Source organism: Brevundimonas sp. GW821-FHT09G01 (assembly GCF_059416065.1).
The window spans coordinates 48,068-71,588 of the sequence record NZ_JBWKOL010000006.1 but is presented as its reverse complement, the minus strand read 5'-3'; the positions used below and the strand labels follow the sequence as shown (position 1 = coordinate 71,588).

General features: G+C 69.0%; 27 protein-coding genes and 1 tRNA gene. 23 read left to right on the top strand and 5 right to left on the bottom strand.

Features of this window, described 5'->3' with window-relative positions; all coding sequences use genetic code 11:
• The first annotated feature begins 84 nt into the window (after positions 1 to 84).
• A complete protein-coding gene (locus AC07NB_RS12525) occupies positions 85 to 1,050 on the top strand; it encodes an SDR family NAD(P)-dependent oxidoreductase (RefSeq protein ID WP_494571453.1) in 966 nt (321 codons plus the stop codon).
• An 8-nt stretch (positions 1,051 to 1,058) separates the two neighbouring features.
• Here AC07NB_RS12525 and AC07NB_RS12520 read toward each other — a convergent pair.
• From AC07NB_RS12520 to AC07NB_RS12510, 3 genes are all read right to left on the bottom strand, one after another.
• Positions 1,059 to 1,141, bottom strand: a tRNA-Leu gene (locus AC07NB_RS12520).
• A gap of 14 nt (positions 1,142 to 1,155) precedes the next feature.
• On the bottom strand, positions 1,156 to 2,583 hold the full coding sequence (locus AC07NB_RS12515) for a M20/M25/M40 family metallo-hydrolase (RefSeq protein WP_494571454.1): 1,428 nt from the start codon (positions 2,581 to 2,583) through the stop codon (positions 1,156 to 1,158).
• A gap of 104 nt (positions 2,584 to 2,687) precedes the next feature.
• Positions 2,688 to 2,924, bottom strand: coding sequence for a DUF3297 family protein (locus AC07NB_RS12510; RefSeq protein WP_494571455.1), 237 nt, complete (start codon positions 2,922 to 2,924; stop codon positions 2,688 to 2,690).
• 132 nt (positions 2,925 to 3,056) lie between these two features.
• On the opposite strand from AC07NB_RS12510, the gene AC07NB_RS12505 reads away from it, so the two are divergent.
• The 15 genes from AC07NB_RS12505 to AC07NB_RS12435 all read left to right on the top strand — a co-directional run bounded on the left by AC07NB_RS12505 (position 3,057) and on the right by AC07NB_RS12435 (position 14,466).
• Positions 3,057 to 3,935 (top strand): alpha/beta hydrolase family protein, encoded by an 879-nt coding sequence (locus tag AC07NB_RS12505; protein ID WP_494571456.1) that lies wholly within the window; start codon positions 3,057 to 3,059, stop codon positions 3,933 to 3,935.
• Between the two features lie 24 nt (positions 3,936 to 3,959).
• Positions 3,960 to 4,811, top strand: coding sequence for an aldo/keto reductase (locus AC07NB_RS12500; RefSeq protein WP_494571457.1), 852 nt, complete (start codon positions 3,960 to 3,962; stop codon positions 4,809 to 4,811).
• A gap of 79 nt (positions 4,812 to 4,890) precedes the next feature.
• Positions 4,891 to 5,139, top strand: a complete 249-nt coding sequence (locus AC07NB_RS12495) for a helix-turn-helix domain-containing protein (protein ID WP_291838977.1) — start codon at positions 4,891 to 4,893, stop codon at positions 5,137 to 5,139.
• Positions 5,139 to 5,783: a Pr6Pr family membrane protein gene (locus AC07NB_RS12490; RefSeq protein WP_494571458.1), complete on the top strand. Its 645-nt coding sequence runs from the start codon at positions 5,139 to 5,141 to the stop codon at positions 5,781 to 5,783. The genes AC07NB_RS12495 and AC07NB_RS12490 overlap by 1 nt, the downstream gene beginning before the upstream one ends.
• Positions 5,784 to 5,791: 8 nt before the next feature.
• Positions 5,792 to 7,321 carry a UbiD family decarboxylase gene (locus tag AC07NB_RS12485; protein WP_494571459.1) on the top strand — a complete coding sequence of 510 codons (1,530 nt, stop codon included), beginning with the start codon at positions 5,792 to 5,794 and terminating at the stop codon, positions 7,319 to 7,321.
• Between the two features lie 113 nt (positions 7,322 to 7,434).
• Positions 7,435 to 7,779, top strand: coding sequence for a hypothetical protein (locus AC07NB_RS12480; RefSeq protein WP_492312560.1), 345 nt, complete (start codon positions 7,435 to 7,437; stop codon positions 7,777 to 7,779).
• A 136-nt stretch (positions 7,780 to 7,915) separates the two neighbouring features.
• On the top strand, positions 7,916 to 8,560 hold the full coding sequence (locus AC07NB_RS12475) for a hypothetical protein (protein ID WP_494571460.1): 645 nt from the start codon (positions 7,916 to 7,918) through the stop codon (positions 8,558 to 8,560).
• Complete coding sequence (locus AC07NB_RS12470; RefSeq protein WP_494571461.1) at positions 8,557 to 9,186, top strand: hypothetical protein; 630 nt, start codon at positions 8,557 to 8,559, stop codon at positions 9,184 to 9,186. The genes AC07NB_RS12475 and AC07NB_RS12470 overlap by 4 nt, the downstream gene beginning before the upstream one ends.
• A gap of 46 nt (positions 9,187 to 9,232) precedes the next feature.
• A complete protein-coding gene (locus AC07NB_RS12465) occupies positions 9,233 to 11,053 on the top strand; it encodes a M14 family metallopeptidase (RefSeq protein ID WP_494571462.1) in 1,821 nt (606 codons plus the stop codon).
• 11 nt (positions 11,054 to 11,064) lie between these two features.
• Complete coding sequence (locus AC07NB_RS12460; protein WP_291836157.1) at positions 11,065 to 11,484, top strand: MAPEG family protein; 420 nt, start codon at positions 11,065 to 11,067, stop codon at positions 11,482 to 11,484.
• A 40-nt stretch (positions 11,485 to 11,524) separates the two neighbouring features.
• Positions 11,525 to 12,877: a TldD/PmbA family protein gene (locus AC07NB_RS12455; protein WP_494571463.1), complete on the top strand. Its 1,353-nt coding sequence runs from the start codon at positions 11,525 to 11,527 to the stop codon at positions 12,875 to 12,877.
• Positions 12,874 to 13,671, top strand: coding sequence for a 3'(2'),5'-bisphosphate nucleotidase CysQ (locus AC07NB_RS12450; protein ID WP_291836152.1), 798 nt, complete (start codon positions 12,874 to 12,876; stop codon positions 13,669 to 13,671). The genes AC07NB_RS12455 and AC07NB_RS12450 overlap by 4 nt, the downstream gene beginning before the upstream one ends.
• 75 nt (positions 13,672 to 13,746) lie before the next feature.
• The gene (locus AC07NB_RS12445) at positions 13,747 to 13,992 is read left to right on the top strand and encodes a DUF4170 domain-containing protein (RefSeq protein WP_492312555.1); all 246 of its coding nucleotides are present in this window, start codon (positions 13,747 to 13,749) and stop codon (positions 13,990 to 13,992) included.
• 82 nt (positions 13,993 to 14,074) lie between these two features.
• Positions 14,075 to 14,242, top strand: coding sequence for a hypothetical protein (locus tag AC07NB_RS12440; protein ID WP_291836146.1), 168 nt, complete (start codon positions 14,075 to 14,077; stop codon positions 14,240 to 14,242).
• On the top strand, positions 14,239 to 14,466 hold the full coding sequence (locus AC07NB_RS12435; RefSeq protein WP_494571464.1) for a hypothetical protein: 228 nt from the start codon (positions 14,239 to 14,241) through the stop codon (positions 14,464 to 14,466). Before AC07NB_RS12440 ends, AC07NB_RS12435 begins: the two co-directional genes overlap by 4 nt.
• 4 nt (positions 14,467 to 14,470) lie before the next feature.
• On the opposite strand, the gene AC07NB_RS12430 is transcribed toward AC07NB_RS12435, so the two are convergent.
• Positions 14,471 to 15,136: a protein tyrosine phosphatase family protein gene (locus AC07NB_RS12430; RefSeq protein ID WP_494571465.1), complete on the bottom strand. Its 666-nt coding sequence runs from the start codon at positions 15,134 to 15,136 to the stop codon at positions 14,471 to 14,473.
• 81 nt (positions 15,137 to 15,217) lie between these two features.
• Here AC07NB_RS12430 and AC07NB_RS12425 point away from each other — a divergent pair, with 81 nt between their 5' ends.
• Genes AC07NB_RS12425 through AC07NB_RS12405 form a run of 5 tightly spaced genes read left to right on the top strand, consistent with a single transcriptional unit; the run spans position 15,218 to position 20,440 of the window.
• Positions 15,218 to 17,059, top strand: coding sequence for an ABC transporter ATP-binding protein (locus AC07NB_RS12425; RefSeq protein WP_492312552.1), 1,842 nt, complete (start codon positions 15,218 to 15,220; stop codon positions 17,057 to 17,059).
• Entirely contained in the window at positions 17,056 to 17,742 is a 687-nt protein-coding gene (locus AC07NB_RS12420; RefSeq protein WP_291836130.1) for a lysophospholipid acyltransferase family protein, read from the top strand. Before AC07NB_RS12425 ends, AC07NB_RS12420 begins: the two co-directional genes overlap by 4 nt.
• 1 nt (position 17,743) lies before the next feature.
• Complete coding sequence (locus AC07NB_RS12415) at positions 17,744 to 19,033, top strand: 3-deoxy-D-manno-octulosonic acid transferase (RefSeq protein ID WP_494571466.1); 1,290 nt, start codon at positions 17,744 to 17,746, stop codon at positions 19,031 to 19,033.
• Positions 19,030 to 20,034, top strand: a complete 1,005-nt coding sequence (lpxK, locus tag AC07NB_RS12410) for a tetraacyldisaccharide 4'-kinase (protein ID WP_494571467.1) — start codon at positions 19,030 to 19,032, stop codon at positions 20,032 to 20,034. Before AC07NB_RS12415 ends, lpxK begins: the two co-directional genes overlap by 4 nt.
• A gap of 55 nt (positions 20,035 to 20,089) precedes the next feature.
• A complete protein-coding gene (locus tag AC07NB_RS12405) occupies positions 20,090 to 20,440 on the top strand; it encodes a YMGG-like glycine zipper-containing protein (RefSeq protein WP_494571468.1) in 351 nt (116 codons plus the stop codon).
• Between the two features lie 3 nt (positions 20,441 to 20,443).
• Here AC07NB_RS12405 and tipF read toward each other — a convergent pair whose 3' ends face one another.
• On the bottom strand, positions 20,444 to 21,712 hold the full coding sequence (tipF, locus tag AC07NB_RS12400; RefSeq protein WP_492312548.1) for a flagella assembly cyclic-di-GMP phosphodiesterase TipF: 1,269 nt from the start codon (positions 21,710 to 21,712) through the stop codon (positions 20,444 to 20,446).
• 109 nt (positions 21,713 to 21,821) lie between these two features.
• Between tipF and AC07NB_RS12395 the strand changes: the two genes are divergently transcribed.
• Together AC07NB_RS12395 and AC07NB_RS12390 are read left to right on the top strand one after the other, a co-directional pair.
• Entirely contained in the window at positions 21,822 to 22,592 is a 771-nt protein-coding gene (locus tag AC07NB_RS12395; RefSeq protein ID WP_494571469.1) for an SDR family NAD(P)-dependent oxidoreductase, read from the top strand.
• A 10-nt stretch (positions 22,593 to 22,602) separates the two neighbouring features.
• The gene (locus AC07NB_RS12390) at positions 22,603 to 23,511 is read left to right on the top strand and encodes a lysophospholipid acyltransferase family protein (RefSeq protein ID WP_492312546.1); all 909 of its coding nucleotides are present in this window, start codon (positions 22,603 to 22,605) and stop codon (positions 23,509 to 23,511) included.
• Positions 23,512 to 23,521: the final 10 nt, after the last annotated feature.

Here is a 23,521-nt window from a genome sequence, read left to right as displayed (position 1 = left end):
AGAAACGCAAGCCGGTTGCCAAGCCGTCCCGCTTGATTAGTATGTTTACGAAAGCGACGACGTACGCGCTTTGGAGGATATCCGATGGCTGAGCTGCCCTTCCTGCAAGCCCTTATGAAGTCTGTGAATTTCTACGCACGCTTCGCGCCGTCATTCACCCGCGTCGGCTACATCGCCCGCGGCCTGCCGTTCAAGCCGGTTCGCGCGGACTATTCCGGACAGACCTGGCTGGTCACCGGCGCGACCGGCGGGCTGGGGCGGGCGGCGGCGCTGCGCGCCGTGCGCAAGGGGGCCACGGTGTACGCGGTCGGGCGCAATGTCGCCGCGCTGGATGCGCTTCAGGCCGCGGCGGCGGGGGCGTCCGGACGGATCGTTCCGGTCGTCTGCGACCTGTCATCCATGCGGGCGGTGTCCGACCTGACCCGCCGGCCGGAGATCGCCGCCCTGAAGTTCGACGTTCTGGTCAACAATGTCGGCCTGCTGATGCGGTCCTACCAGGCGACGGCCGAGCGGCTGGAGACCTCCTACGCCACCAATCTGCTGGGTCACTACATCCTGACGGAACAGATGCACGCCGAGGGCCTGTTGGCCTCGGAAGCGGCGATCATTAATGTGGTCTCGGGCGGCCTCTACAATCTGCCGCTGACCAAATCGATGCTGAACATCCCGGTAGAGAAGTTCAACGGCTTCGCCGCCTACGCGGCCCACAAGCGGGCCCAGGTGGCGCTGACCGAGCACTGGCGCGCGGCCTTCGCCGACATTGGGGCCAGGACCTACGCGGTCCATCCGGGCTGGGCCGACACGGCGGGGGTGAAGACCTCCCTGCCCAAGTTCCGCAAGATCCTGGCTCCGATCCTGCGCAACGACGACGAGGGCGCCGACACTATCGACTGGCTGGCCGCGACCCGCCCGCCGGAGGTGGTCGATGAACTGTGGTTCGACCGGAAGCCGCGCACCGCGCACGCCTATCCGCACACCCGCACGCCGAGAGCGACGCCGGCCGACATCGTCGCCTTCCTGGAACGCGACCGGCAAGCGCTGGTCGGCTGACCGGGAGCTGGTGCGGGCGGTCGGACTCGAACCGACACTCCAGAGGACCCGGATTTTAAGTCCGGTGCGTCTACCATTTCGCCACGCCCGCGGCGGTGTTCGGTCTCAGTGGGCCGCCGCCGTCGCCGGACGCATGGCGCGGAAGTCGACGTCGGAATCGGCGACCAGATAGACCAGCGCGGCCCAGGCGGCGACGTTCTGGCTCAGCTGGGCCGGATCGATCTTGTCCAGGGTGTCGTCGGCGGTGTGGTGCAGGTCGAAGTAGCGGGTGCCGTCCTGGTTCAGGCCGAACACCGGCACGCCCGCCTCCGCCAGCGGCCCTACGTCGGCGCCGCCGTGCAGTTCGGGGTCCGGCGAGGGCAGGACACCGATCGGATACAGCACCCGACCCGCGATCCTGGCGAAGTCCGAGCCCTGGGCGCCGGGCGGCAGGCCGAAGGCGTAGACGCGGTCGGCGCCGAAGTCGCTCTCGCCGGCGATGATGTGCTGCTCCACCGCCGCGCCGATGCCGCGCAGATAGGCGCCGCCGCCGTTGCCGGTGTCGGTGGGCTGGGCCACCTCTTCCGAACCGTACAGCACCACGCGCACCGTCCGCGCCGGACGGCGGCCGCTTTCGGCGATGGCCTTGGCGGCGGCCAGGGTGATGGCCCCGCCGGCGCCGTCGTCGATGGCGCCGGTGCCCAGGTCCCAGCTGTCCATATGCGAGCCCAGCACGATCACCTCATTGGGGCGCGAGGCGCCGGTGATCTCGCCGACGACGTTCTGGGACACCGTCTCATAGGTGTGGGCCGTGGAGGACAGGCGCAGGCGGACGGTCTCGCCGCCGGCGATCAGGCGAGACAGCTGGCTGGCGTCCGGGGCCGACAGGGCGAAGCCCGGCAGGGGCACGCGGCCCTCGATGTAACGGGTGGTGCCGGTGTGCGGCATGCGATGCTCGTCCGAACCGACCGAGCGCATGATGAAGGCCACCGCGCCCTTGGCCGCGGCCGCGCCCGGGCCGGCGCCGCGGATGCGGGTCAGGGGACCGTAGCCGGCGCCGTCCTGCATGCGCACCATCTGGCCCGCGTCGACATAGGCGATCTTGCCCGCCAGGGAGCCGGCGGGGGCGGCGTTCAGGGCCTCCAGGCTGGTGAAGCGCACCACCTCGGCCTCGATCACCCCATTGGTGCCGGGCGAATGGCCCAGGGCGGCGACGACCAGACGCTGCGGATGAGCGCCGACGATGGAGGCGCTCTCCTCGCCGCGCTCCCAGCCGACCAGGGGGAAGGTCTCGATACGCACGTTCTGGAAGCCGTGCTCGCGCATGTAGCCGGCGGCCCAGGCCGCGGCGTCCTGCTCGGACTTCGATCCGGCCGGACGCGCACCGAAGCGGGTGGTCAGCCGGGTGACGTAGTCCAAGGCGATGTTCTGCTGGAGCGCCGCGTCGCGGATGCGCTCAGCCCGCTGGACGGTCGCGGCGTCCTGCGCGAGGGCCGGGGCGGCGAAGCTGAGCGCGATCGCGCTGGCGGCGAGAAGGCGGGCGGACAGGCGCATGACGGCTCCGAGGGACTCAGCAACGAGGCCGGGACCCTAGACCGCGATTTCCGGGGCGGGAAGCATCGGCGGCCGCAGTTTTCCTGCTGCCGCCATAAGGGCGACTACTCGCCCTTGACCCAGACCTCGACCGGCCCCTGCAGCTTGACGGTCAGGGCCTTGCCGCGGCGGTCGACGCGGTTGCCGACGGCCAGACGGACCCAGCCTTCCGAGATGCAGTATTCCTCGACGTTGGTCTTCTCTTCGCCCTTGAAGCGGACGCCGATGCCCTGCGCCAGGACGTCGGCGTCGTGGAAGGCGCTGTCGGGATCGACGGACAGGCGGTCGGGAAGGTCGGTCATGGTGGGGCTCTTCAGCAAATCAGCCGCCGCCTTTAGCCGGTCCGCCGCCCGGCTCCAAGCTCTTGACCTGACGTGGGGTCAATCGACTAGGTTCGTTGCAAATCAATACGGACCCTATTCCAGGCCATGGCCGTGACCGATCTGATCATCCGCGACTTCATCGCTCCGGCGACCGACGGCTATCCGCTGGCGATGCGGCTTGTCTCGGCGCAATCGCCGACCATGGCCGTTCTGATGAGTTCCGGGACCGGCTTCCCCAAGGGCTTCTACGACCGCTTCGCCCGGCATCTGGCGCACCGGGGCGCGGCGGTGCTGACCTATGATTTCCGCGGCATCGCCGGATCCCGGCCCGAGGATCTGGCGGCGATGAAGATGGACTATGTCGACTGGGGCCGCCTGGACATGCCCGCCGCGCTGGACGCTCTTATCGAGGCTGCGCCGGGCCTGCCGGTCGTCCACGTCGGCCATAGCGTCGGCGGCCATTTCCTCGGCTTCATGGCAAATCAGGACCGTATCGCCAGGCACGCCTTCGTCTCGGTCGGCAGCGGCTACTGGGGGCGGCATCACCGGTCCTACAATCCAATGGAGCTGTTCTTCTGGTTCGGCTTCGGCCCATGGAGCCTGGCCCGGCACGGCTACATCAAGGGCGGCGGGCTGTGGGCCGGGACCGACCTGCCGCGCGGCGTCTGGGAGACCTGGCGGCGCTGGTGCCTGAAGGAGCCCTACTTCCTCGATGAGCTGAAGGACGGGCTGAAGCCGCACCATTTCGACGCGGTCACGGCCCCGATCCGCTCGTGGATCTTCACGGACGACCCCATCGCCACGCCCGTCACCTCGCCGATCCTGCTGCAGATCTACCCCAACGCCCCGCGCGAGATGACCGTCCACGCCCCGACCGATTTCGGCGTGAAACGGATCGGTCACGAGGGCGCGTTCCGCAGGGGCATGGAGCGGCTCTGGGATGAGATGTTCGACTGGCTGCTTGAACCCGGGCCGTCCGCACATAGGTAAGCGCACCCTTCCCGGAGCGTTCCCATGACCGACCAGCCCACGATCACCGTCGACGGCCACACCATCCCCCTGCTGGGCTTCGGCACCTGGAACCTCGAACCGGCCGACGCGCGCCGCATGGTCGCCGAGGCCCTGCGCATCGGTTACCGGCACATCGACACCGCCTGGATCTACAAGAACGAGGCCGCCGTCGGGGACGGCATCCGCGACGCCATCGCCGCCGGCGATGTGAAGCGCGAGGACATCTGGCTGACCACCAAGATCTGGGTCGCCCATTTCGACCGCGCCGGCCTGCTGAAACAGGCGAAGGAGTCGGCGGACAGCCTGGGCTTCACCCCCGACCTGCTGCTGCTGCACTGGCCCAAGGCCGAGCCGGCGTTCGAGGAGACGCTGGGCGCGCTCAACGAGGCGCTGGAGCAGGGCCTGACCAAGAGCATCGGCCTGTCCAACTTCCCGTCGGCCGAATTCGCCCGCGCCCAGAGCCTGTCGAAGGCGAAGCTGATCACCAACCAGGTCGAGTACCATCCCTATCTGAAGCTGACGAAGCTGATCGCGGCGGCGAAGGCGCTGGGCTCTTCGATCACCGCCTGGTCGCCGCTGGCCCAGGGCAATATCGCCGACGATCCGACCCTGAACGCGATCGGCGAGGCGCACGGCAAGTCCGCGGGCCAGGTCACCCTCCGCTGGCTGATCCAGCAGGGCGTCATCGCCATCCCGCGCACGACCAAGGTCAGCCGCGCCGAGGAAAGCTTCGACATCTTCGACTTCGAACTGTCGGGCGAGGAGATGGATCGCATCCACGCCCTGGCCCGTCCGGACGGCCGTCTCGGCGACTGGCTCGACAAGGCCTTCCAATGGGATGAAGAATGGGCGTGAGGCGCTCCGCCTAGAGGGCGCCCTCTGGGAGTATCGGCGCTCAAGCAGGCGAACGCCGATAGCGCCAAGGGAGAAGACCATGGGTTCGGTGCTGGGTTTCCCCGGCGTCGATCCGTCGGACGCGGCGGTCGGCGCAAGACTGAAGCGGTGGCGCGAAGAGCGCGGCTGGAGCGTGGACGACATGGCGCGCCTGCTGGACATGACCCCCGAGGAGGAACGCCGCGCCGAAGCCGGCCGGGCGCACCTCGACAGCCTGCGCATCGGCGCGGCCACCGCCGCCCTGCGCCTGCCGCTGTGGGCGCTGGTGTCTGACTCAAGGGCTTATTGATGGGCGCCGCCCGGGCTTACCGCGCGGTCTTCGCCCTGGTCGGCTGGTTCGCCATCGGCCTGCAGTACTGGCTGACGTTGACCGGCGACAGCGGCAAGGGCGCCGGCGAGCTTACGCTGAATTTCTTCAGCTATTTCACCGTCCTGATGAATGTGGTCGTGGCGCTGGCCCTGACCGCCCCGGCGTTGTTCCCGAACAGCGCCCTGGGCCGCTGGAGCCTGAGCGAAGGCATCCGGGCGGCGGTGGCGATGTTCATCGCCGTGGTCGGCCTGACCTATCATTTCCTGCTTTCGCACGTCTGGGATCCGCAGGGCTGGCTGTTCGTGTCGAACGGCCTGCTCCACTACGTGATGCCGATCGCCTTCGTGATGGACTGGCTGTTGTTCACGCCCAAGGGCCGGCTGCGCTGGATCGACGCGGTGAAGTGGCTGTCGGTTCCGCTCGTCTACATCGTCTGGACCACGATCCACGGCTATGCCTCGGGCTGGTGGCCGTACTGGTTCGTGGACCTGCCCGCGCTGGGCCTGGCGAAGGCCGCCTTCTGGTTCGCGGCCATGCTGGCCCTGTTCCTCGTCGTCGGCCTGATCATCGTGGCGATCGACCGCACCATCGGACGACGTGACAGGACGCGCGTCGCCGCTTAAGCGAAGCCATGGCCTACAAATCGCTGCGCGACTTCATCGACATCCTCGAAGCCGAGGGCGAGCTGGTGCGCGTCAGCGAACCCGTCTCGACCCACCTGGAGATGACCGAGATCCAGACCCGCCTCCTCCGGAACGGCGGCCCGGCGGTGATCTTCGAAAAGCCGGTCATGCCCGACGGCTCGATCAGCCCCATCCCCTGCCTGGCCAACCTGTTCGGCACGGTGAAGCGCGTGGCCATGGGCGTGACGCTGGAGAAGAAGAGCCGCACCACCGCCGCCGAGCTGCGCGAGGTCGGCGAACTGCTGGCCTTCCTGCGGAACCCGACGCCGCCGCGCGGTCTGGGCGACGCCATGGAGATGCTGCCGCTGGCCCAGACGGTGATGGCCATGCGGCCCAAGGTCGTGAAGACCGCGCCGGTGCAGCAGGTCGTGCTGAAAGGCGACCAGATCGATCTGACCAGCCTGCCAATCCAGGGCTGCTGGCCGGGCGAGCCCGCGCCGCTGATCACCTGGGGCCTGGTCGTCACCAAGGGGCCGTCGGAGGCGCGCGAGGACGACTTCAATCTCGGCATCTACCGCATGCAGGTGCTGGGCAAGGACAAGGCCATCATGCGCTGGCTGGCGCACCGCGGCGGCGCCCAGCACTACGCCCGGCACAAGAAGGCGGGATCGAAGGAACCCCTGCCCTGCGCCGTCGTGCTCGGCGCCGACCCGGGCACCATTCTGGCCGCCGTGACGCCGGTGCCGGACACCCTGTCGGAATACCAGTTCGCCGGCCTGTTGCGCGGCGCCAAGGCCGAGCTCGTCCCCTGCAAGACCGTGCCGCTGATGGTTCCGGCCAACGCCGAGATCGTGCTGGAAGGCCATGTCCTGCTGGACGAGCACGCGGCGGAGGGCCCCTACGGCGACCACACGGGCTACTACAACTCGGTCGAGACCTTCCCGGTCTTCCAGGTGACGGCCATCACCATGCGCCGCGACCCGATCTATCTGACCACCTTCACCGGTCGTCCGCCGGACGAGCCCTCGGTGCTGGGCGAGGCGCTGAACGAGGTCTTCATCCCCCTGCTGCGCCAGCAGTTCCCGGAGATCACCGACTTCTGGCTGCCGCCCGAGGGCTGTTCCTACCGGATCGCCGTGGTGTCGATGAAGAAGGCCTACCCCGGCCACGCCAAGCGGGTGATGCTGGGCGTCTGGAGCTATCTGCGCCAGTTCATGTACACCAAGTGGGTCATCGTCGTGGACGACGACATCGACGCCCGCGACTGGAAACAGGTCATGTGGGCCATTTCGACCAAGATGGATCCGGCGCGCGACATCACGCTGATCGAGAACACCCCGATCGACTATCTGGACTTCGCCAGCCCTGAGAGCGGGCTGGGCTCCAAGATCGGTCTGGACGCCACCGACAAGTGGGAGCCGGAGACCAAGCGCGAATGGGGCGAGGAGATTCGCATGGAGCCGGACGTGGTCGACCGCGTGTCGGAGATGTGGAGCCGTCTGGGACTGCCCGGGGACGGAACGCCGATCTGGAAATAGCCGTGTGTTGCAGCGATGACGCGATCGTTTCCGGAATGTGTCAAAAAATCGCTTTTCAGATGACGAAACGGTAATCTAGAAACAGGGTCAGTGATCTTCCCGGAGGCCCATCCATGAAACACGCTCTCGTCGCCGCCCTGGCCCTCGCTCTCGCGACGCCGGTGGTCACCATCCCCGCCCCCGCCGACGCCCAGGTGCTGACCGGCCGCCATAGCGCGCGCGCCTCGCGCCCGCGCCGCGCCGCGCCGCCGCGCCTGTCGCAGGCCGAGCAGCAGCAGCTCTGGGAAGCCCAGGACCTGGTCACCGACCTGAACGCCACGATCGAATCCCTGCAGGCCGACGGCGCCGCCGCAGGCGGCCTGACCGATGCGCAACGCGCCGAGATCGACGGCCACACCACGCGCCGCAACGAGGCCCAGGCCACCGTCGATCGCCTGGTCGCCAAGCGGAACGGCTGAGCCCCAGGCTTCAGCATACGAAATCAGACGGGCGGCGATGATCTCATCGTCGCCCGTTTTTCGTTCTGGAGCCTTTCCAAGGGGTGACGCGGGACCGGCGGGCTCATAGGGTCGCGCTTCGCCGGTCGGGGGGTCCATGAGCGCGTTCGAGTTCTTCTTCAGCTTCTATGGCCTGGTGCTGGGCCTGTCGGTGACCGTGATCGCCACCGGATTGGCCACCGCCATCCAGCATCGCAAGCGAATCCGGATCGGCTGGCTGACCCCGCTGCTGGCGTTGTTCGTCGGGCTCGATGTCGCCAGCTTCTGGGACTTCGCCTGGACCAATTTCCGCGACCTGCCGTTCAGCTACGGCCTGCTGATCGTCGGCCTGGCCATCGCCCTGATCTACTTCATCGCCGCGTCGCTTGTCTTCCCGCACGCCATCGAGGACGACCTGTCGCTGGACGACCATTTCTGGGCCAACAAGAAGCTCGTCCTGCTGCTGACCACGGCCGCCAATATCGCTGCGCTCATCGTCGCCGCGCCGATCCTGCTGGCGGCGCCCGCCGGCTCCTTGCTGATCGCCAACTACGCCGTGACCCTGACCGCCTATATCGCCCTGGTGATCCCGGCCGCCTTCGTCCGGAACAAGGCGGCGTTCGCGACCCTGACGGGGATCCACATCGCCATCTATCTGGTGCTGGGCGCCGCCTCGGCCGCCTTCCCCAACTCCTCGGAACAGATGCTTGAGGCCATGAACGCCAGGGAGGCGGCCGCCTCGGCGACGGCGCCCGCGAAATGAGCGCCTTCGAGTTCTTCTTCAGCTTCTACGGCCTGCTGCTGGGTCTCTCGGTGGCCGAACTGGTCGGCGGCTTCGCCCGCATCCTGCAGGAGCGGGAACGGGTGCGCTTCGGCTGGCTGACCCCGCTGCTGGCGACCTTCGTGGCGCTGGATGTGGCGACGTTCTGGAACCAGGCCTGGGTCATCTTCCGCGGCGCGCCGTTCAGCCAGGCCCTGCTGATCGCCGGCCTGATCATCGCCGCCACCTTCTACGTCGCCGCCAGCATGACCTTCCCCCGCGTGTCCGCCGAGGGTCATCACGAGCGGATCGATCTGGATGAGCATTTCTGGAAGTCCCGGCGGCTGGTCTTCGGCTGCATCATGACCGCCAACCTCATCGTCGGCCTGCTGTTCCTGGGCCTTATGGCCGCGAACGAGGGTTTCGCCGCCCTGTCGACGACGCGGCTGTGGATCGGTTTCGGCATCTTCTTCACCACGACCGCCGTCGCCGCCTTCGCGCCGTGGCGACGGGCCGTGATCGGCGCCCTGCTGATCGTTCTGGCCTACAGCCTGTGGACGCTGTCGATGTCCGCCATTCACCTGCTGTCCAGCGGCGCCTGGTCGCCCGCGCTGGGCGTGACGGGCTGACGCCCGGATCGCTTGCCGCCGTTCAGCATTTGGTCGAGGAAGCATCATGCGCACCCCCCTTCTGATCGCAGCCGCCCTTCTGTTCGCGAGTCCCGCCATGTCCCAGTCTGTCCCCAACGCCGCGCCGTGGGATCAACCCTTCCTGCCGCCGGCGCCGGAGTGGAACGGCGCCAGCCGCGACCTGCTGCGCGCCGCCTCGGACCCGTGGGTCACGGCCTTCGAAGCCGACGCCGAGCATGACTTCAGCCCGACCTACGCCGACACCCGCGCCTGGTTCGACCGCTTGGACGCCGCCTCGGACCTGATCCGCATCGAGCAGTTCGGCGTCTCGCCGGAAGGCCGGCCGATCTACGCCGTCATCGCCTCGAAGGACGGCGCGCGCTTCGATCCGTCCAAGCCGGTGCTGCTGGCGCAGGCCGGCATCCACCCGGGCGAGATCGACGGCAAGGATGCGGGCATGATGCTGCTTCGCGACATCGCCTTCTACGGCAAGGACGACCTGCTGGACCGGGTCAACCTGATCCTGATCCCCATCCTGTCGGTCGATGGACACGAGCGGGCCAGCGCCTACAGCCGCCCGAACCAACGGGGACCGCGCATTCAGGGCTGGCGCAACACGGCGACCAACCAGAACCTGAACCGCGACTACCTGAAGCTGGACCAGCCCGAGATGCGGGCGGTGCGCGGCCTGATCGTGAAGTACCGGCCCGACCTGTACGTCGACATCCACGTCACCGACGGCATGGATTACCAGTACGACGTCACCTACGGCTACAACGGCGAGGACGGGGTCTATTCCCGTTCGCCCGCCACGGCGCTGTGGCTGGATAACGCCTTCAAGCCGGCGATGAACGCGGCGCTCGAGGCGCGCGGCCACATCCCCGGCGAACTGGTCTTCGGCATCGACGACCAGAACCCGCGCGCCGGCCTGTCGGACGGCGGCCTGGGCGAGCGCTTCTCGAACGGCTGGGGCTCGGCGGCCCACGTCCCGACCATCCTGATCGAGAACCACAGCCTCAAACCGCACGAACAGCGCGTGCTGGGCACCTATGTCTTCCTCGAACAGGCCCTGAAGCTGCTGGCGAGCGACGGCCGGGACCTGCGCGCCGCGATCACCGCCGACAGCGCCCTGCGTCCGGCCGAGATCCCCGCCAACTTCGTCCAGAACGACCAGCCGACCGTGACCCGCCCGTTCAAGGGCATCACCTATGAAACCTATGACAGCCCGGCGTCGGGCCGCCGCGAAATCCGCTGGCTGGGGCAGGCCGATCCCGTGCTGTGGCAGCTGCCGTTCTACACCTCGCATCCGACGCTGACCCTGCGCCGGCCCGAAGCCTATTGGGTGCCGTCGTACCGGACGGACATCATCGAGCGCCTGCGCGTACACGGCGTGACGATGGAGACCCTGACCGCGCCGCGCACCGTGCCGGTGGAGATGCTGCGCCTCGACGATCCGAAGGTCGGCGCCCGCGCCAACGAAGGCCATGTTCCGGTGACCGTGACCTCGGTAACGCCCGAGCGCCGCGACTGGACCTTCCCGATCGGCTCGGTGCGCGTGCCGACCGACCAGCCGCTGGGCGACATCGTCGTCCTGCTGCTGGAGCCGCAGTCGTCGGAAAGCTTCTTCGCCTGGGGCCTGTTCCCCGAGGTGCTGAGCCGCGTCGAATACATCGAGGGCTACGCCATCGCCCCGCTGGCCGAGCGGATGATGGCCGCCGATCCGGCCCTGAAGGCCGAGTTCGAGGCCAAGCTGGCCGCCGAGCCGGACTTCGCCGCCAACGGCGACGCCCGTTTGCAGTGGTTCTATGAACGAACCCCGTTCTATGATGACCACTACCGCCTCTATCCGGTGGCGCGCGAGAACTGAGGGGCGATTCCATGAGCATCGAACAGGCGCTGGCCTTCCATACCGAGGCCTTCCGGGCGGTTGCGCTCTGGACCGGCCTCTCGCTGCTGTTCGTCCTGTTCCTGTCGATGCGGATCAGCGCCGGACGGCGCAAGCTCAAGGTTTCGGTCGGAGACGGCGGCCACGCCGAGCTGACCACGACCACCCGCGCGTTCGGCAACGCCATCGAATACATCCCGGTGGCGCTGGTCTCGCTAGCCGTGGTGGCGGTCTTCTACAGCGCGCCTGTCGTGCACGTGCTGGGCGGTTCATTCTTCCTCGGCCGGGTGCTCCATGCCTGGGGCATGGCGCAGGAGAAGCAGCCCGCCGCCGGACGCATGTTCGGCATGATCCTGACCTACCTGCCCTTCCTGGCCTCGGCGGGGCTGCTGATCTTCGCCGCCGTCTTCTGACGGCGGTTGCGCCCCGGCGGAGGCCCGGCCATATCGGGGCATGACCTCCCCGCGTGACGCCGCCGCCTCCGACATCCTGCCCGACCTCGTCGCCGCCGCCCTGAAGGCCGGGGCGGACGCCGCCGAGGCGGTGTCCTCGGAGCGCGCCTCCCTGTCCATCGGCGTGCGCAACGGCGCGCTGGAGGATGTGGAGCGCGAGGAGAGCCGCGACCTCGGCCTGCGGGTCTTCATCGGCAGGCGTCAGGCGACCGTCTCAGCCTCGGACCTGTCGGACAAGACCCGCGCCCGGTTGGTTGAGCGCGCCGTCGCCATGGCCCGCCTCGCGCCGGAAGACCCCTACGCCGGACTGGCCCCGCAGGATCGCCTCGCCAAGGGCCCGTTCCCCGATCTGGACCTCTACGACCCGACCGAGCGCAGCGCCGCCGATCTGGAAGCCGCCGCCGCCGAAGCCGAGGCCGTCGCGCTGGCAGTCGAGGGCGTCGCCCGTTCGGAGGGCGGTCACGCCGCCGCCTCGTCCAGCCGCTGGCGTCTGGTCACCTCGCACGGCTTCGACGGCGCCTATCAGGGCTCGGCCTTCTCGCTGGGCGTCGGCGTCATCGCCGAGAAGGACGGGGCCATGGAGCGGGGCGGAGAGCACCGCGCCGTCCGCCACCTGTCCGACCTGCCCTCGGCCGACTCCATCGGCGCCTATGCGGGCAAGCGGGCCGTCGAACGCACCGGTCCGCGCAAGATCGCCTCGACCACCGCCCCGGTGATCTTCGAGAACCGCGTGGCGACCCAGGTGCTGTCGCCCCTGCTGGGCGCCATTTCCGGCGCCTCCATCGCGCGCGGCACCTCCTTCCTGAAGGACCGGCTCGGCCAACGGGTTCTGCCCGAGGGCGTGCGCCTGATCGACGATCCCTTCCGCCCGCGCGGTCTCGGCTCGACCCCGTTCGACGACGAGGGCGTGGCCGTAAGCCGGCAATCCATCATCGATGACGGCGTCCTGACCACCTGGCTGCTGAACAGCAGCGCGGCGGCCCAGCTGGGCCTGGCCTCGACCGGCCACGCCTCGCGCGGCCTCGCCGGACCGCCCGGCGTCTCGACCCACAACCTGCATCTGGAGCCGGGCGAGCAGGATCTTGACGGCCTGATGGGCCAGGCGGGGACCGGCCTGCTGATCACCTCGATGTTCGGCCCCTCGCTGAACGGCAACACCGGCGACTGGTCCGCCGGGGTATCGGGCTTCTGGTTCGAGAACGGACGACGCGCCTATCCGGTCAGCGAAGTCACCGTCGCGGGCAATCTGAAGGACCTGTGGGCGCGCCTGGTCCCCGGCTCCGACCTGGAGTTCCGCAGCAGCTTCAACAGTCCGTCCCTACTGTTCGACGGCGTCGCCATCGCGGGCAAATGACGGATTTCGCCACCGATCTCGAGCTGATCCGCGACGCGGCCCTCGCCGCCGGCGAGCTGGCCCTGTCCGAGCGCGAGCGGGGGCTGAAGATCTGGTCCAAGTCCGGCGGTTCGCCCGTCACCTCGGCCGATCTGGCCGTCGACCAGTTGCTGCGCGCCCGCCTGCTGTCGGCCCGTCCGGACTACGGCTGGCTGTCCGAGGAGACCGCCGACAGCGCCGAGCGACTGTCGAAGCGGCGCATTTTCGTGGTCGATCCGATCGACGGCACCGTGGCCTATATGAAGGACAAGCCGTGGTGGTGCATTCCCATCGCCGTGGTCGAGGACGGCCGACCGGTCGCCGCGGTCATTCACGCCCCCATGCTGAACGAGACCTTCGTCGCCACCCTGGGCGGCGGCGCGTCCCTGAACGGGCGGACGATCACGGCGTCGGACACCACCGACCTGGACGACGCCTCGGTGCTGGCCGACGCCCGGCTGATGGAAGGACCGCACTGGCCGGAGCCCTGGCCCGCCATGCGCTACGAGAAGCGCAACGCCCTGGCCTATCGCATGGCGCTGGTCGCCGCGGGCGCGTTTGACGCGGCCATCGCCCTGACGCCCAAATGGGACTGGGACGTCTGCGCCGGCGCCCTGATCGCGGAAGAAGCCGGGGCGAAGGTCAGCGACCACCACGGCGGCCTGTGGCGCTTCAACCAGCCCGATCCGCGACAAACCAGCCTGATCTGCTCCGCCCCGGCCCTTCACCCGTTGATCGTGCGGCGGACAGCGCCTATTCCGCTCGCGCCGCGCTGATCCGCCTCTTTCAGGTCATTTCAACCTGCAAATGGGACGGTGAACCCCACAGACGCCCTCCTCCGGGATACGAACATGACCGCCGAAACCGAAAACCAGCTGCTGCACATCGTCATCGGCGGCGAGCTGCGCCATCTGGACGCTCCGGTGTTCCGCGACCTGTCCAAGGTCGAATTCGTCGGCGCCTTCCCGAACTACGAGGAAGCCCGCAAGGCCTGGAAGGCCAAGGCCCAGGCCACGGTCGACAACGCCCACATGCGCTACTTCATCCTGCACGCCCACCGGATGATCGATCCGCGCGGCGACGCCCACGAGCACTGACCGCGCCCCCGGGTCCTGGCGGGAACCGGGGCCGTCGCTCGAACGCTCTGTCCGTGACAGTCACGTTGACGGAGGATCGCCCGTGAACACTCTTCTGATCGTGCTGGTGCTCGGCGCCATCGCCGTCGGCATCGTCGTGTGGGTCACGCGCCGCAAGCCGGATGCGAACAGCAACGCCCCGCGAGAGTCCGACACCGCCTGGAACGACCCGGTGACGCCCGCGTCGCCGGATGATACCAAACACCCATGACCCTGTTCGGCCGCACACTCGGCGCTGAGGAAATCAGCGCCCTGGTCTTCATGCTCATGGCGTTGGTGCTGTGGACCATGTCCCTGCGCGGCGAGATGCGGTGGACGCGGTGGTTCAGGGACTGGGAAGCCGACCGCAAGGCGCGGCGCGACGCCGAACTGGCCTCGGAGCGCGGCGAAAGCCCTCCGCCGTCCCCCCAAGGACCGCGCGGCCCCTGGAGCTGAGGCCCTACTCCCGCCGCAGCAGTTTCTCGGTCAGCAGGGTGCCCCACCACTGGCCCTTGAACTCGGACCGGATCGCCTTGGGATCATAGGCCGGGCTGTCGATCCACTCCAGGAAGCTGACGCCCGTGGGCTCGACCTCCTTGAGGTATTTCTCCAGCGTGTAGTCCAGCACCCCGGTCAGCCCCTCGCGGTGGTGCAGGTATTTCTTGTCGAGCTGCTTGATCGCTTCCGAGATGGGTTCGCCCAGATGGAAGTGGCGATAGAAGACCGCCATCATCCCGGCCCGGTCCGCCCCCGACTTGCAGTGGATCAGCACCGGATATTCGATCGTCTCGAACAGCCCTTTCGCCCGGTGGATGCGGTCCGGCTGCGGCGGATCCCGGCTGTCCAGCGGCGCGTCGATCAGGGTCAGGCCCAGCCGCTCGCAGGCGTCCGTCTCCAACGCGTAATAGGCTTCGTCCCGCGCCCCGCGCAGGTTGATGACCGTCTTGATCCCCTGCGATTTCCACCAGGCGAGCTGGCGCGGCGACGGCTGGTTCGTCCGCACCAGATCCGGCCCCAGCCAGTGGGCGTTCATGAACCACCGCCTCAGGAAGGCGTGGTCCTTCCAGACGTAGTCCCACTTCGCCCTGAAGCGGCCGGCGGCGGTGGAGAGGTCGTAACGAGGCATGCAGGGGAGATAGAGGGTCGGAGCGGCCGCGTCACGCCATCCCCGCTTGACTTCCTCCCCCCGTCGTCCGACCTCGGACCGATGACGACGCCTGCCCCCGCGACCGACGAGAAAGAGCCGCTGCGCCCGCTGCTGGCGCGCATCTGGCGCGACTACCTCTCGCACCACCGGACGCCCCTGTTCCTGTCCATCCTCTGCGCGGCCGTCGTCGGCGTCATGGCCGCCACCGTCCTGCAACTGCTGCAGCCCGCCGTCGACGGACTGTTCCTGGGCAAGCCGGTCACCATCTGGCGCGTCTTCACCATCCCGCCCGAACAGGCGCTGGTCAGCATTCCGCTGATCATCATCGGCGCGGGCGTCATCTGGACCATCGCGGCCCTGGGCCAGGCGGCTCTGGTCAACCGACTGGGTCACGGCATCGTCGGCGACATCCAGGTGCGCCTGTTCGGCGCCATGATCCGCGCCGACCTGGCCCGCCTGCGCAGCCAGCACTCCGGCGGTTTCGTCTCCTCGGTGCTGTTCGACGCCAACATGGTGCGCGAGGCCTTCACCAACGGCGTGGTCAACTACACCCAGCACGCCCTGACCCTGATCGCGGTGATCGGCTACATGGCCTGGACCGACTGGCGGCTGACCCTGATCGTCCTGCTGGGCGCGCCGGTCATCGCCCTTGTCATTCGCCGTTTCGGCAAGCGGGTGCGCAAGGCCACGACCGGCGCCATGGTCGAGACGTCCAACCTCTCCACCGCCCTGATGGAGAACCTGGACGGCGTTCGCCTGATCAAGATCGAGAACCGCGAGGCCGCCGAGGAGGCCCGGGTGGGCGAGGTCGTCGCCCGCCGCCAGCGCCACGTCATCAAGTCCGCCGACAGCCGCGCCTTCGCCGGTCCCTTCTCCAACCTCGTCGCCATGGTCATCGTCGCCGCCGTCATGGCCTACGCCGGCTGGCAGGCGCGTCAGGGCCAGATGACCGTCGGCGCGTTCGCCGCCTACATCGGCCTGCTGATGTCCGCCGGCCAGTCGCTGCGTCAGGTCACCAACCTGCAGACCGTCATGGCCGAGGGCCTGACCGCCGCCCGGCGCCTGTTCGCCTCGCTCGACATCGAGCCCGAAATCCGCGAGGCGCCCGACGCCGCGCCTCTGGAGACCGGCCCGGTCACCGTCGCCTTCGACCACGTCAGCTTCGCCTACGCCCCCGCGGCCGACGGCGGCGCGCCGACCCTGTCGGACGTCTCCCTGTCGGTGAAGCCCGGCGAGACCGTGGCCCTGGTCGGCCCGTCCGGCGGCGGCAAGTCGACGATCCTGTCGCTGCTGCCCCGCTTCTACGACGTCACATCGGGCGCCGTGACCATCAACGGCCGCGACATCCGCGAGCTCAAACTGCACGACCTGCGCACCCACATCGCCCTGGTCACGCAGGAACCCTTCCTGTTTGACGACACCATCGCCGCCAACATCGCCTATGGCCGCCCCGGGGCCTCGCAGGACGAGATCGAGGCCGCCGCCGCCTCGGCCGCCGCCCATGACTTCATCACCGCCCTGCCCGAGGGTTATCTGACCCGGGCCGGCGAGGCAGGCCTGCGCCTGTCCGGCGGCCAACGCCAGCGGATCGCCATCGCCCGCGCCTTCCTGAAGGACGCGCCCATCCTGCTGCTGGACGAGGCCACCTCGGCGCTGGACACGGAGAGCGAGGCCCTGGTGCAGGTCGCGCTGGAGCGGCTGATGGAGGGCCGCGCCACCCTGATGATCGCCCACCGCCTGTCGACTGTCCGCAACGCCGACCGCATCTATGTCATCGACGCCGGCAAGGTGGTCGAGACCGGCAGCCACGCGGCGCTGGTGAAGAAGGGCGGCCTGTACGCCCGCCTGGCGCGACAGCAATCCCTGGACAGCGATCCGGTCTCCGTGGCGAGCGTTTCATGAGGCCGCTGCGCAACCCGGTCGTCCAGGCGTTCTTCGCCTGGGCCCTGGCGTGGTGGATGCGGTTCTGCTTCGCCACCATCCGCTGGACGCACCAGAACGAAGGCGTGGCCGAGGCCATATGGAAACAGGGCGGCGGCGTGCTGTGCGCCTTCTGGCATTCGCGCATCAGCCTGAGCCCCGCCAGCTGGCCGCTGGACCGCGCTCAACCGGTCAAGGGCCTGGTTTCCCTGTCGCCCGACGGCCAGTTCATCGCCCGGGCGATGGCGCTTCTGGGCATCCCCGCCGTGCGCGGCTCGTCCGCCAACAAGGACAAGGCGGACCGCGCCAAGGGCGGCACCCAGGCCCTGCGTGACGGCCTGCGCCAGCTGAAGGTCGGCGCCTTGGCGGTCACCCCCGACGGTCCGCGCGGCCCGGCCCGGCAGATGGCCGAGGGCCTGCCCCTGCTGGCCAAGCTGTCGGGGGCGCCGACCCTGCTCATCGGCATCTCCTGCAATCCGGCCATCCGTCTGAACAGCTGGGACAAGGCCGTCCTGCCGCTGCCCTTCGGCAAGGGGGCCATCGTCTGGGACGTGGCCGACTATCCGGAAGGCGCCGACGTGGCCGATGTCGCCTTCGCCTGGGCCGAGCGCCTGGACGCCGTCGAGGCCGAGGCCGACGCCATCACCGGCCTGAAGCGGGTCTGACGTGAGCCCCGCCCTGATCCTCTACCGGCTCCTGACCCGGATGCTGGAGCCGCTGGCCCCCCGCCTGCTCGACGGTCGGGCGAAGAAGGGCAAGGAGGACCCCGTCCGCGTCGATGAACGCCTGGGCCTGACCCGGGTCCCCCGTCCCGACGGCGAGGTGGTCTGGCTGCACGGCGTCAGCGTCGGCGAGACCCTGTCCCTGCTGCCGGTGGTCGCCAAGCTGCGCGCCACGCGCCCGGACCTGAACCTGCTCGTCACCTCCGGCACCCTGACCTCGGCCGCCCTGCTGGCGCACCGTCTGCCCGAAGGCGTGATCCATCAGTTCGCCCCCGTCGACGCGCCGGGCGCGGTCGACGCCTTCCTGACCCACTGGAAGCCCGTGGTCGGCATCTTCGTCGAAAGCGAGCTTTGGCCGAACCTGATCCTCGAATCCCGCCGCCGGGGCGTGAAGCTGGTGCTGGCCAGCGCCCGGATCACCGAGAAGACCGTCGCCGGCTGGCGGCGCTTCCCCGCGGCGGCGCGCGAGATCCTGTCGGCCTTCGACGTGATCCTGCCGCAGGACGGCGTTTCCGCCGACCGGCTGGAGAGCCTGGGCGCCCGTATCGACGGCCATGTGAACCTCAAGCTGGCGGGCGAGGCCCCGCCGCATGACGGCGCGGCCTTCACCAAGCTCAGCGCCGCCATCGGGGACCGGCCCGTGGTCGTGGCCGCCAGCACCCACGACGGCGAGGAGATCGCCATCGTCCGCGCCCTGGACAAGCTGGCCGACCGGCTGTGCCTGATCCTGATCCCGCGCCATCCGGAGCGCAGCGCCGCCATCGCCGCCGCCCTGACCCGCGACGGCTACCGCTTCGCCCTGCGCTCGCAGGGACGTCAGCCGGACAACGACACCGACCTGTATGTCGCCGACACCCTGGGCGAGATGGGCCTGTTCCTGCGGCTGGCCGACGTGGTCGTCATGGGCGGCAGCTTCTCGGCGGCGCTGGAGAAGCCCCCCGTCGGCGGCCACAACCCGCTGGAGCCCGCGCGGCTTGGCAAGCCGGCCGTCACCGGCCCGGACATGACCAACTGGGCCGCCATCACCGAGGCGCTGGTCGAGGCCGGCGGCCTGCAGATCGTGGCCGCGCCCTGGGACCTGCCCACCGCGCTCACACCCCTGCTGGCCGACGAAAAGGCCGCCCGGGCCATGGGCGACCGCGGCCGTCGCGCCGCCGCCGAGGCCGGGTCCGGGCTGGAACGGCTGATCGAGGCGATGCATCCCCTGTTGCCGCCGAAGCCGAGCCGGCGATGAGCCTGAGCACGCCGAAATGGTGGTATCTGCGCGACCGCAAGCATGCGGCCATGACGCGGATGCTGCTCAAGCCGCTGTCGTGGATCTGGGCCGGAGTGACGGCCAACCGCATCGCCCGCGCCACGCCGGTCGATCCGGGCGTGCCGGTCATCTCCGTCGGCAATCTGACCGTGGGCGGATCGGGCAAGACGCCGGTCGCCCGCGAGGTCCTGCGGCTGCTGCGGCTGTCAGGCGTCGAGGCCCACGCCCTGTCGCGCGGCTACGGTGGAAAGCTGGAAGGCCCGATCCGGGTCGACCTGAACCTCCACACCGCCGCCGAAGTGGGCGACGAGCCGCTGATGCTCGCGCTGGACAGCCCCGCCTGGATCGCCCGCGACCGCGTGGCCGGCGCCAAGGCGGCCGCCGCCGCGGGCGCAAAGGCTCTCGTGTTGGATGACGGACACCAGAACCCGGCCCTGAAGAAGACCCTCAGCCTGATCGTGGTGGACGGCGAGACCCGCGACGACGAATGGCCCTTCGGCGACGGCTCGGTCTTCCCCTCCGGTCCGATGCGCGAGCCGCTGAAGGCCGGTCTGGCCCGCGCCGACGCCGCGATCGTCCTGATGCCGTCCGATCTGGCCGAGCCCGATCCGGAACTGCTGGAGACCTTCGGCGCCCTGCCCGTCTTCATCGCCCGGCTGCAGCCCGCCGGTCCGCCGCCGTCCGGACCGCTGGTCGGCTTCGCCGGCATCGCCAAGCCGTGGAAGGTCGAGCGCTCGCTGAAGGCCGCCGGCGCCGATCTGGCCGAGTTCGCCCCCTTCCCCGACCACGCCGCCTTCAAGACCGAGGATCTCCGCTTCCTCGCCGACCGCGCGGAACAGTTCGGCGCGACCCTGGTGACCACCGAGAAGGACTGGTCCCGTCTGCCCCCCGAATGGCGGACGCGGGTGACCTCCTGGCCGGTGAAGGCTGCGTTCGAGGACGAAGCGGGGTTCCTGCGCCTGCTGCGCGGCGAGGGCTGAGCGGAACAGTCCCGACGCCCGTGTGTTCGACACGGGATTACGGAGGGAAAGCCGCATGCGCCGCCTGATGATCCTCGCCGCCCTGACCGCCCTGGGGGCCGCCGCCGCGGGCTGCGCCACCACCGACGGCTACGCCTCGGCTTGCGAGCGCGACTACGCCCGGAACCGGGACTATGCGAGGGCCAGCGGCGCGGCCCTGGGCGCCCTGGCAGGGGCGGCGATAGACAAGGAGAATCCCGAGCGTGGCGCGGCCATCGGCGCGCTGGCGGGCGGCCTGCTGGGCAACCAGTTGTCGGCGGAGGACGATCCCTGCGGCTATGGCTTCGGCGGCTACAACCGCGACCGTCGCTATGGGACCGAGCGGGTCTACTGGCGGGACAACCACCGCCCCTATCCGCGCTATTGAATCCTAGCCGAACCGGCGGCGCTGTTCGGCGCTGCGCAGGGTGGAGCGCAGGAACTCGGCGGGCGGATCGGTCTCGGCCAGCACGGCTTCCTTGATGGCGCGGGGCTCGCCGAACAGGTGGCCCTGGCCCATGGAGACGTCCAGTTCGAGGATGTCGACGATCTGGCGCTCGCTCTCGCACTTCTCGGCGATGACCTCGATGCCGTAGCGGCGGGTCAGGCCCGCGAAGTCGGCGGCCTGAATGTCGCGCAGGGACGGGAGGGCCGGTCCGTTGTCGAGATCCAGAAGCTGTTCGATCAGCAGGTCGGCGGCGACCTTGAGGAACTTCACGTCCGAACGCTGCAGGTCGGCGAAGTCGAGGTCCAGCGTCTGGACCTTGTCGATCGAGAAGCGGAAGCCGAGGTCCGCCAGCTTGGCCATGTTGCGGGCCTCGACGGCGCCGCGGGCGTCGAACACGGCCTGGCCCAGCTCGAAGATCAGGGCCTGGTTCAGGTCGCGGTTCTCGCTCAGGAAGTCGAGGAACTGCGGGAAGAAGGTCTCATCGCCCAGCGAGGACAGGGCCACATTGCAGAAGACGCCGACCTTGCGGTCCTGACGGGCCAGGCGGCGCACGATCTGGGCGCAGCGGAACAGCAGCAGATTGTCGATGGCGGGCACCAGCCCCTCGCCCTCGGCGACGGACAGATACTCGGCCGGCATCATCACCCGGTCGTCGGCGGCGCGCAGGCGGGTGAAGCTTTCGTAGAAGATGGTCCGGCGCTGCGGCAGGGAGACCACCGGCTGCAGGTAGAGGTCGACCCGGTTCTCGGCCAGGGCCTCGTGGATGGTCTGCAGCAGGACGTTGGACTGCTGGCGGTGACGCGCCTCGAACGGGCTGGCGGGGACCGGTTGCTGGACCCGCTCCTCGATGGAGACGCTCATCTGCTGGATCAGGGTCTCCAGCATGCGGACTTCGCCCGACAGCTGCTCGGTCGAGGTCAGGGCTCCGGCCTCGATGGCCTGGGCCAGTTCGGTCAGGGCGCCCTGGGTGGACTCCATCGCGTCGGCCAGCAGGCGGTGGGCCTCGCGGACCTGGTCGATTTCCTTCTTCAGGGCGGCGCGCTGAGTTCGTCCGACGACCAGGACGTGGATCGCCATCAGCAGGCCCGCGGTGCCGAAGCCGGCGGCCACGCCTGCGCCGCCGCCGAGACCCGCGCGCCACAGGAAGGCGCCGACGGTCATCGCCAGGAACAGGTAGCCGAAGAACAGAAAGCCGTTGGTTATGGCGCGCATGGGGTACGGAGTTTCCGCCTTCCCGGATGGAATCGCCCGAGTATCGGGGTATCACGGCAATACGCATAGGGTCCGAACACGGATTCTCCCCACGCTTTCGAGGTTAACGATGGAATTGTTCGACCTGACCGGCAAGGTCGCGGTGATCACCGGCTCCTCAAAGGGCATCGGCAAGGCGATCGCGGAGCGGATGGCCGAGCACGGCGCCAAGGTCGTGATCTCGTCGCGCAAGGCCGGCCCTTGTGACGAAGTGGCTCAAGCGCTGAACGCCAAGCACGGCGAGGGCACGGCCATCGCCGTCCCGGCCAACATCGCCTCGAAGGAAGAACTGCAGCGGCTGGTCGACGAGACCATCGCCGCCTTCGGCCAGATCGACATCCTGGTCTGCAACGCGGCGTCCAATCCCTACGCCGGGCCGATGGGCGGCATCACGGACGACCAGTTCCAGAAAATCTTCCATAACAACGTCCTGGCCAACCACTGGCTGATCCAGATGGTCGCGCCGCAGATGGTGGAGCGGAAGGACGGGGCCATTCTGGTGATCTCGTCGGTCGGCGGCCTGCGCGGCAACGCCCTGATCGGCGCCTACAACGTGTCCAAGGCGGCGGACATGCAGCTGGTGCGCAACCTGGCGGTCGAGTTCGGCCCGTCGAACGTGCGGGTCAACTGCATCGCGCCGGGCCTGATCCAGACCGACTTCGCCCGCTACCTGTGGGAGAACGAGGAAGTGCTGAAGGTCACCGTCGAGCCCAATCCGATGAAGCGCATCGGACAGCCGGACGAGATCGCGGGCACCGCCGTCTATCTGTGCAGCAAGGCGGCGGCCTATGTGACCGGCCAGACCCTGGTCGTAGACGGCGGGCTGACGATTGCCTGGTGACGGTCCCAAGGTGAGTTTCGGCCAGGACCTGGCCTGGCGGCTGGAAGGCGTGGCCTTCGCCGGCCTGATCGGCCTCATGCGACTGCTGGGGCTGACGCGGGCCTCCGCGGTCGGCGGCTGGCTGCTGAAAGCCCTGGGGCCGATGACCAGCACCCAGAAGACGGTGATGCGCAACCTGCGCATCGCCTTCCCGGACATGCCGCGGGCCGAGCGCGAGGCCCTGGCGACGGCCCAGTGGGAACAGACCGGCCGCACCTTCGCCGAGACCCTGGTGATGGATCAGCTGACCCCGGCGTCGGGACGGATCGAGATCGTCGGCATCGAGCGGCTGCACGCCATTCGCGACAGCGGCAGGCCGGCGGTGCTGGTCTCGGGCCACATGGCCAATATCGAGGTGATGGCGGCGGTGATCGTGGCGGCGGGCGTGCCCTGCCAGGTGACCTATCGCGCGGCCAACAACCCCTATGTCGACAAGCAGATCCGCGAGGCGCGGGCCCGCTACGGCGTGACCCTGTTCGCGCCCAAGGGCGGCGACGGCGCGCGCGAGCTGCTGGCCGGGATGGCGCGCGGCGAGTCCGTGGCGCTGATGAACGACCAGAAGTTCTCGGAAGGCCCCGAGGTGACCTTCTTCGGTCAGCCGGTGAACGCGGCGCCGGGGCCCAGCCGGCTGGCCCTGCGGTTCGGAACCTTCATCCAGCCGATGTCGGTGGTGCGCCTGCCGGGCGTGCGCTTCCGCGTGACGGCGCATGAACCGATCGAACTGGAGAAGACCGGCAACCGGTCGGGCGACATCGTCCGCGGCGTGCAGGCGATCACCACCTTCATCGAGGATCGGGTGCGCGAGCATCCGGTCGACTGGTTCTGGGTCCACAAGCGCTGGCCGCAGAAGGTCTATGACGCGCTGGCCGCCGAGCGCTAGACCATTTTTG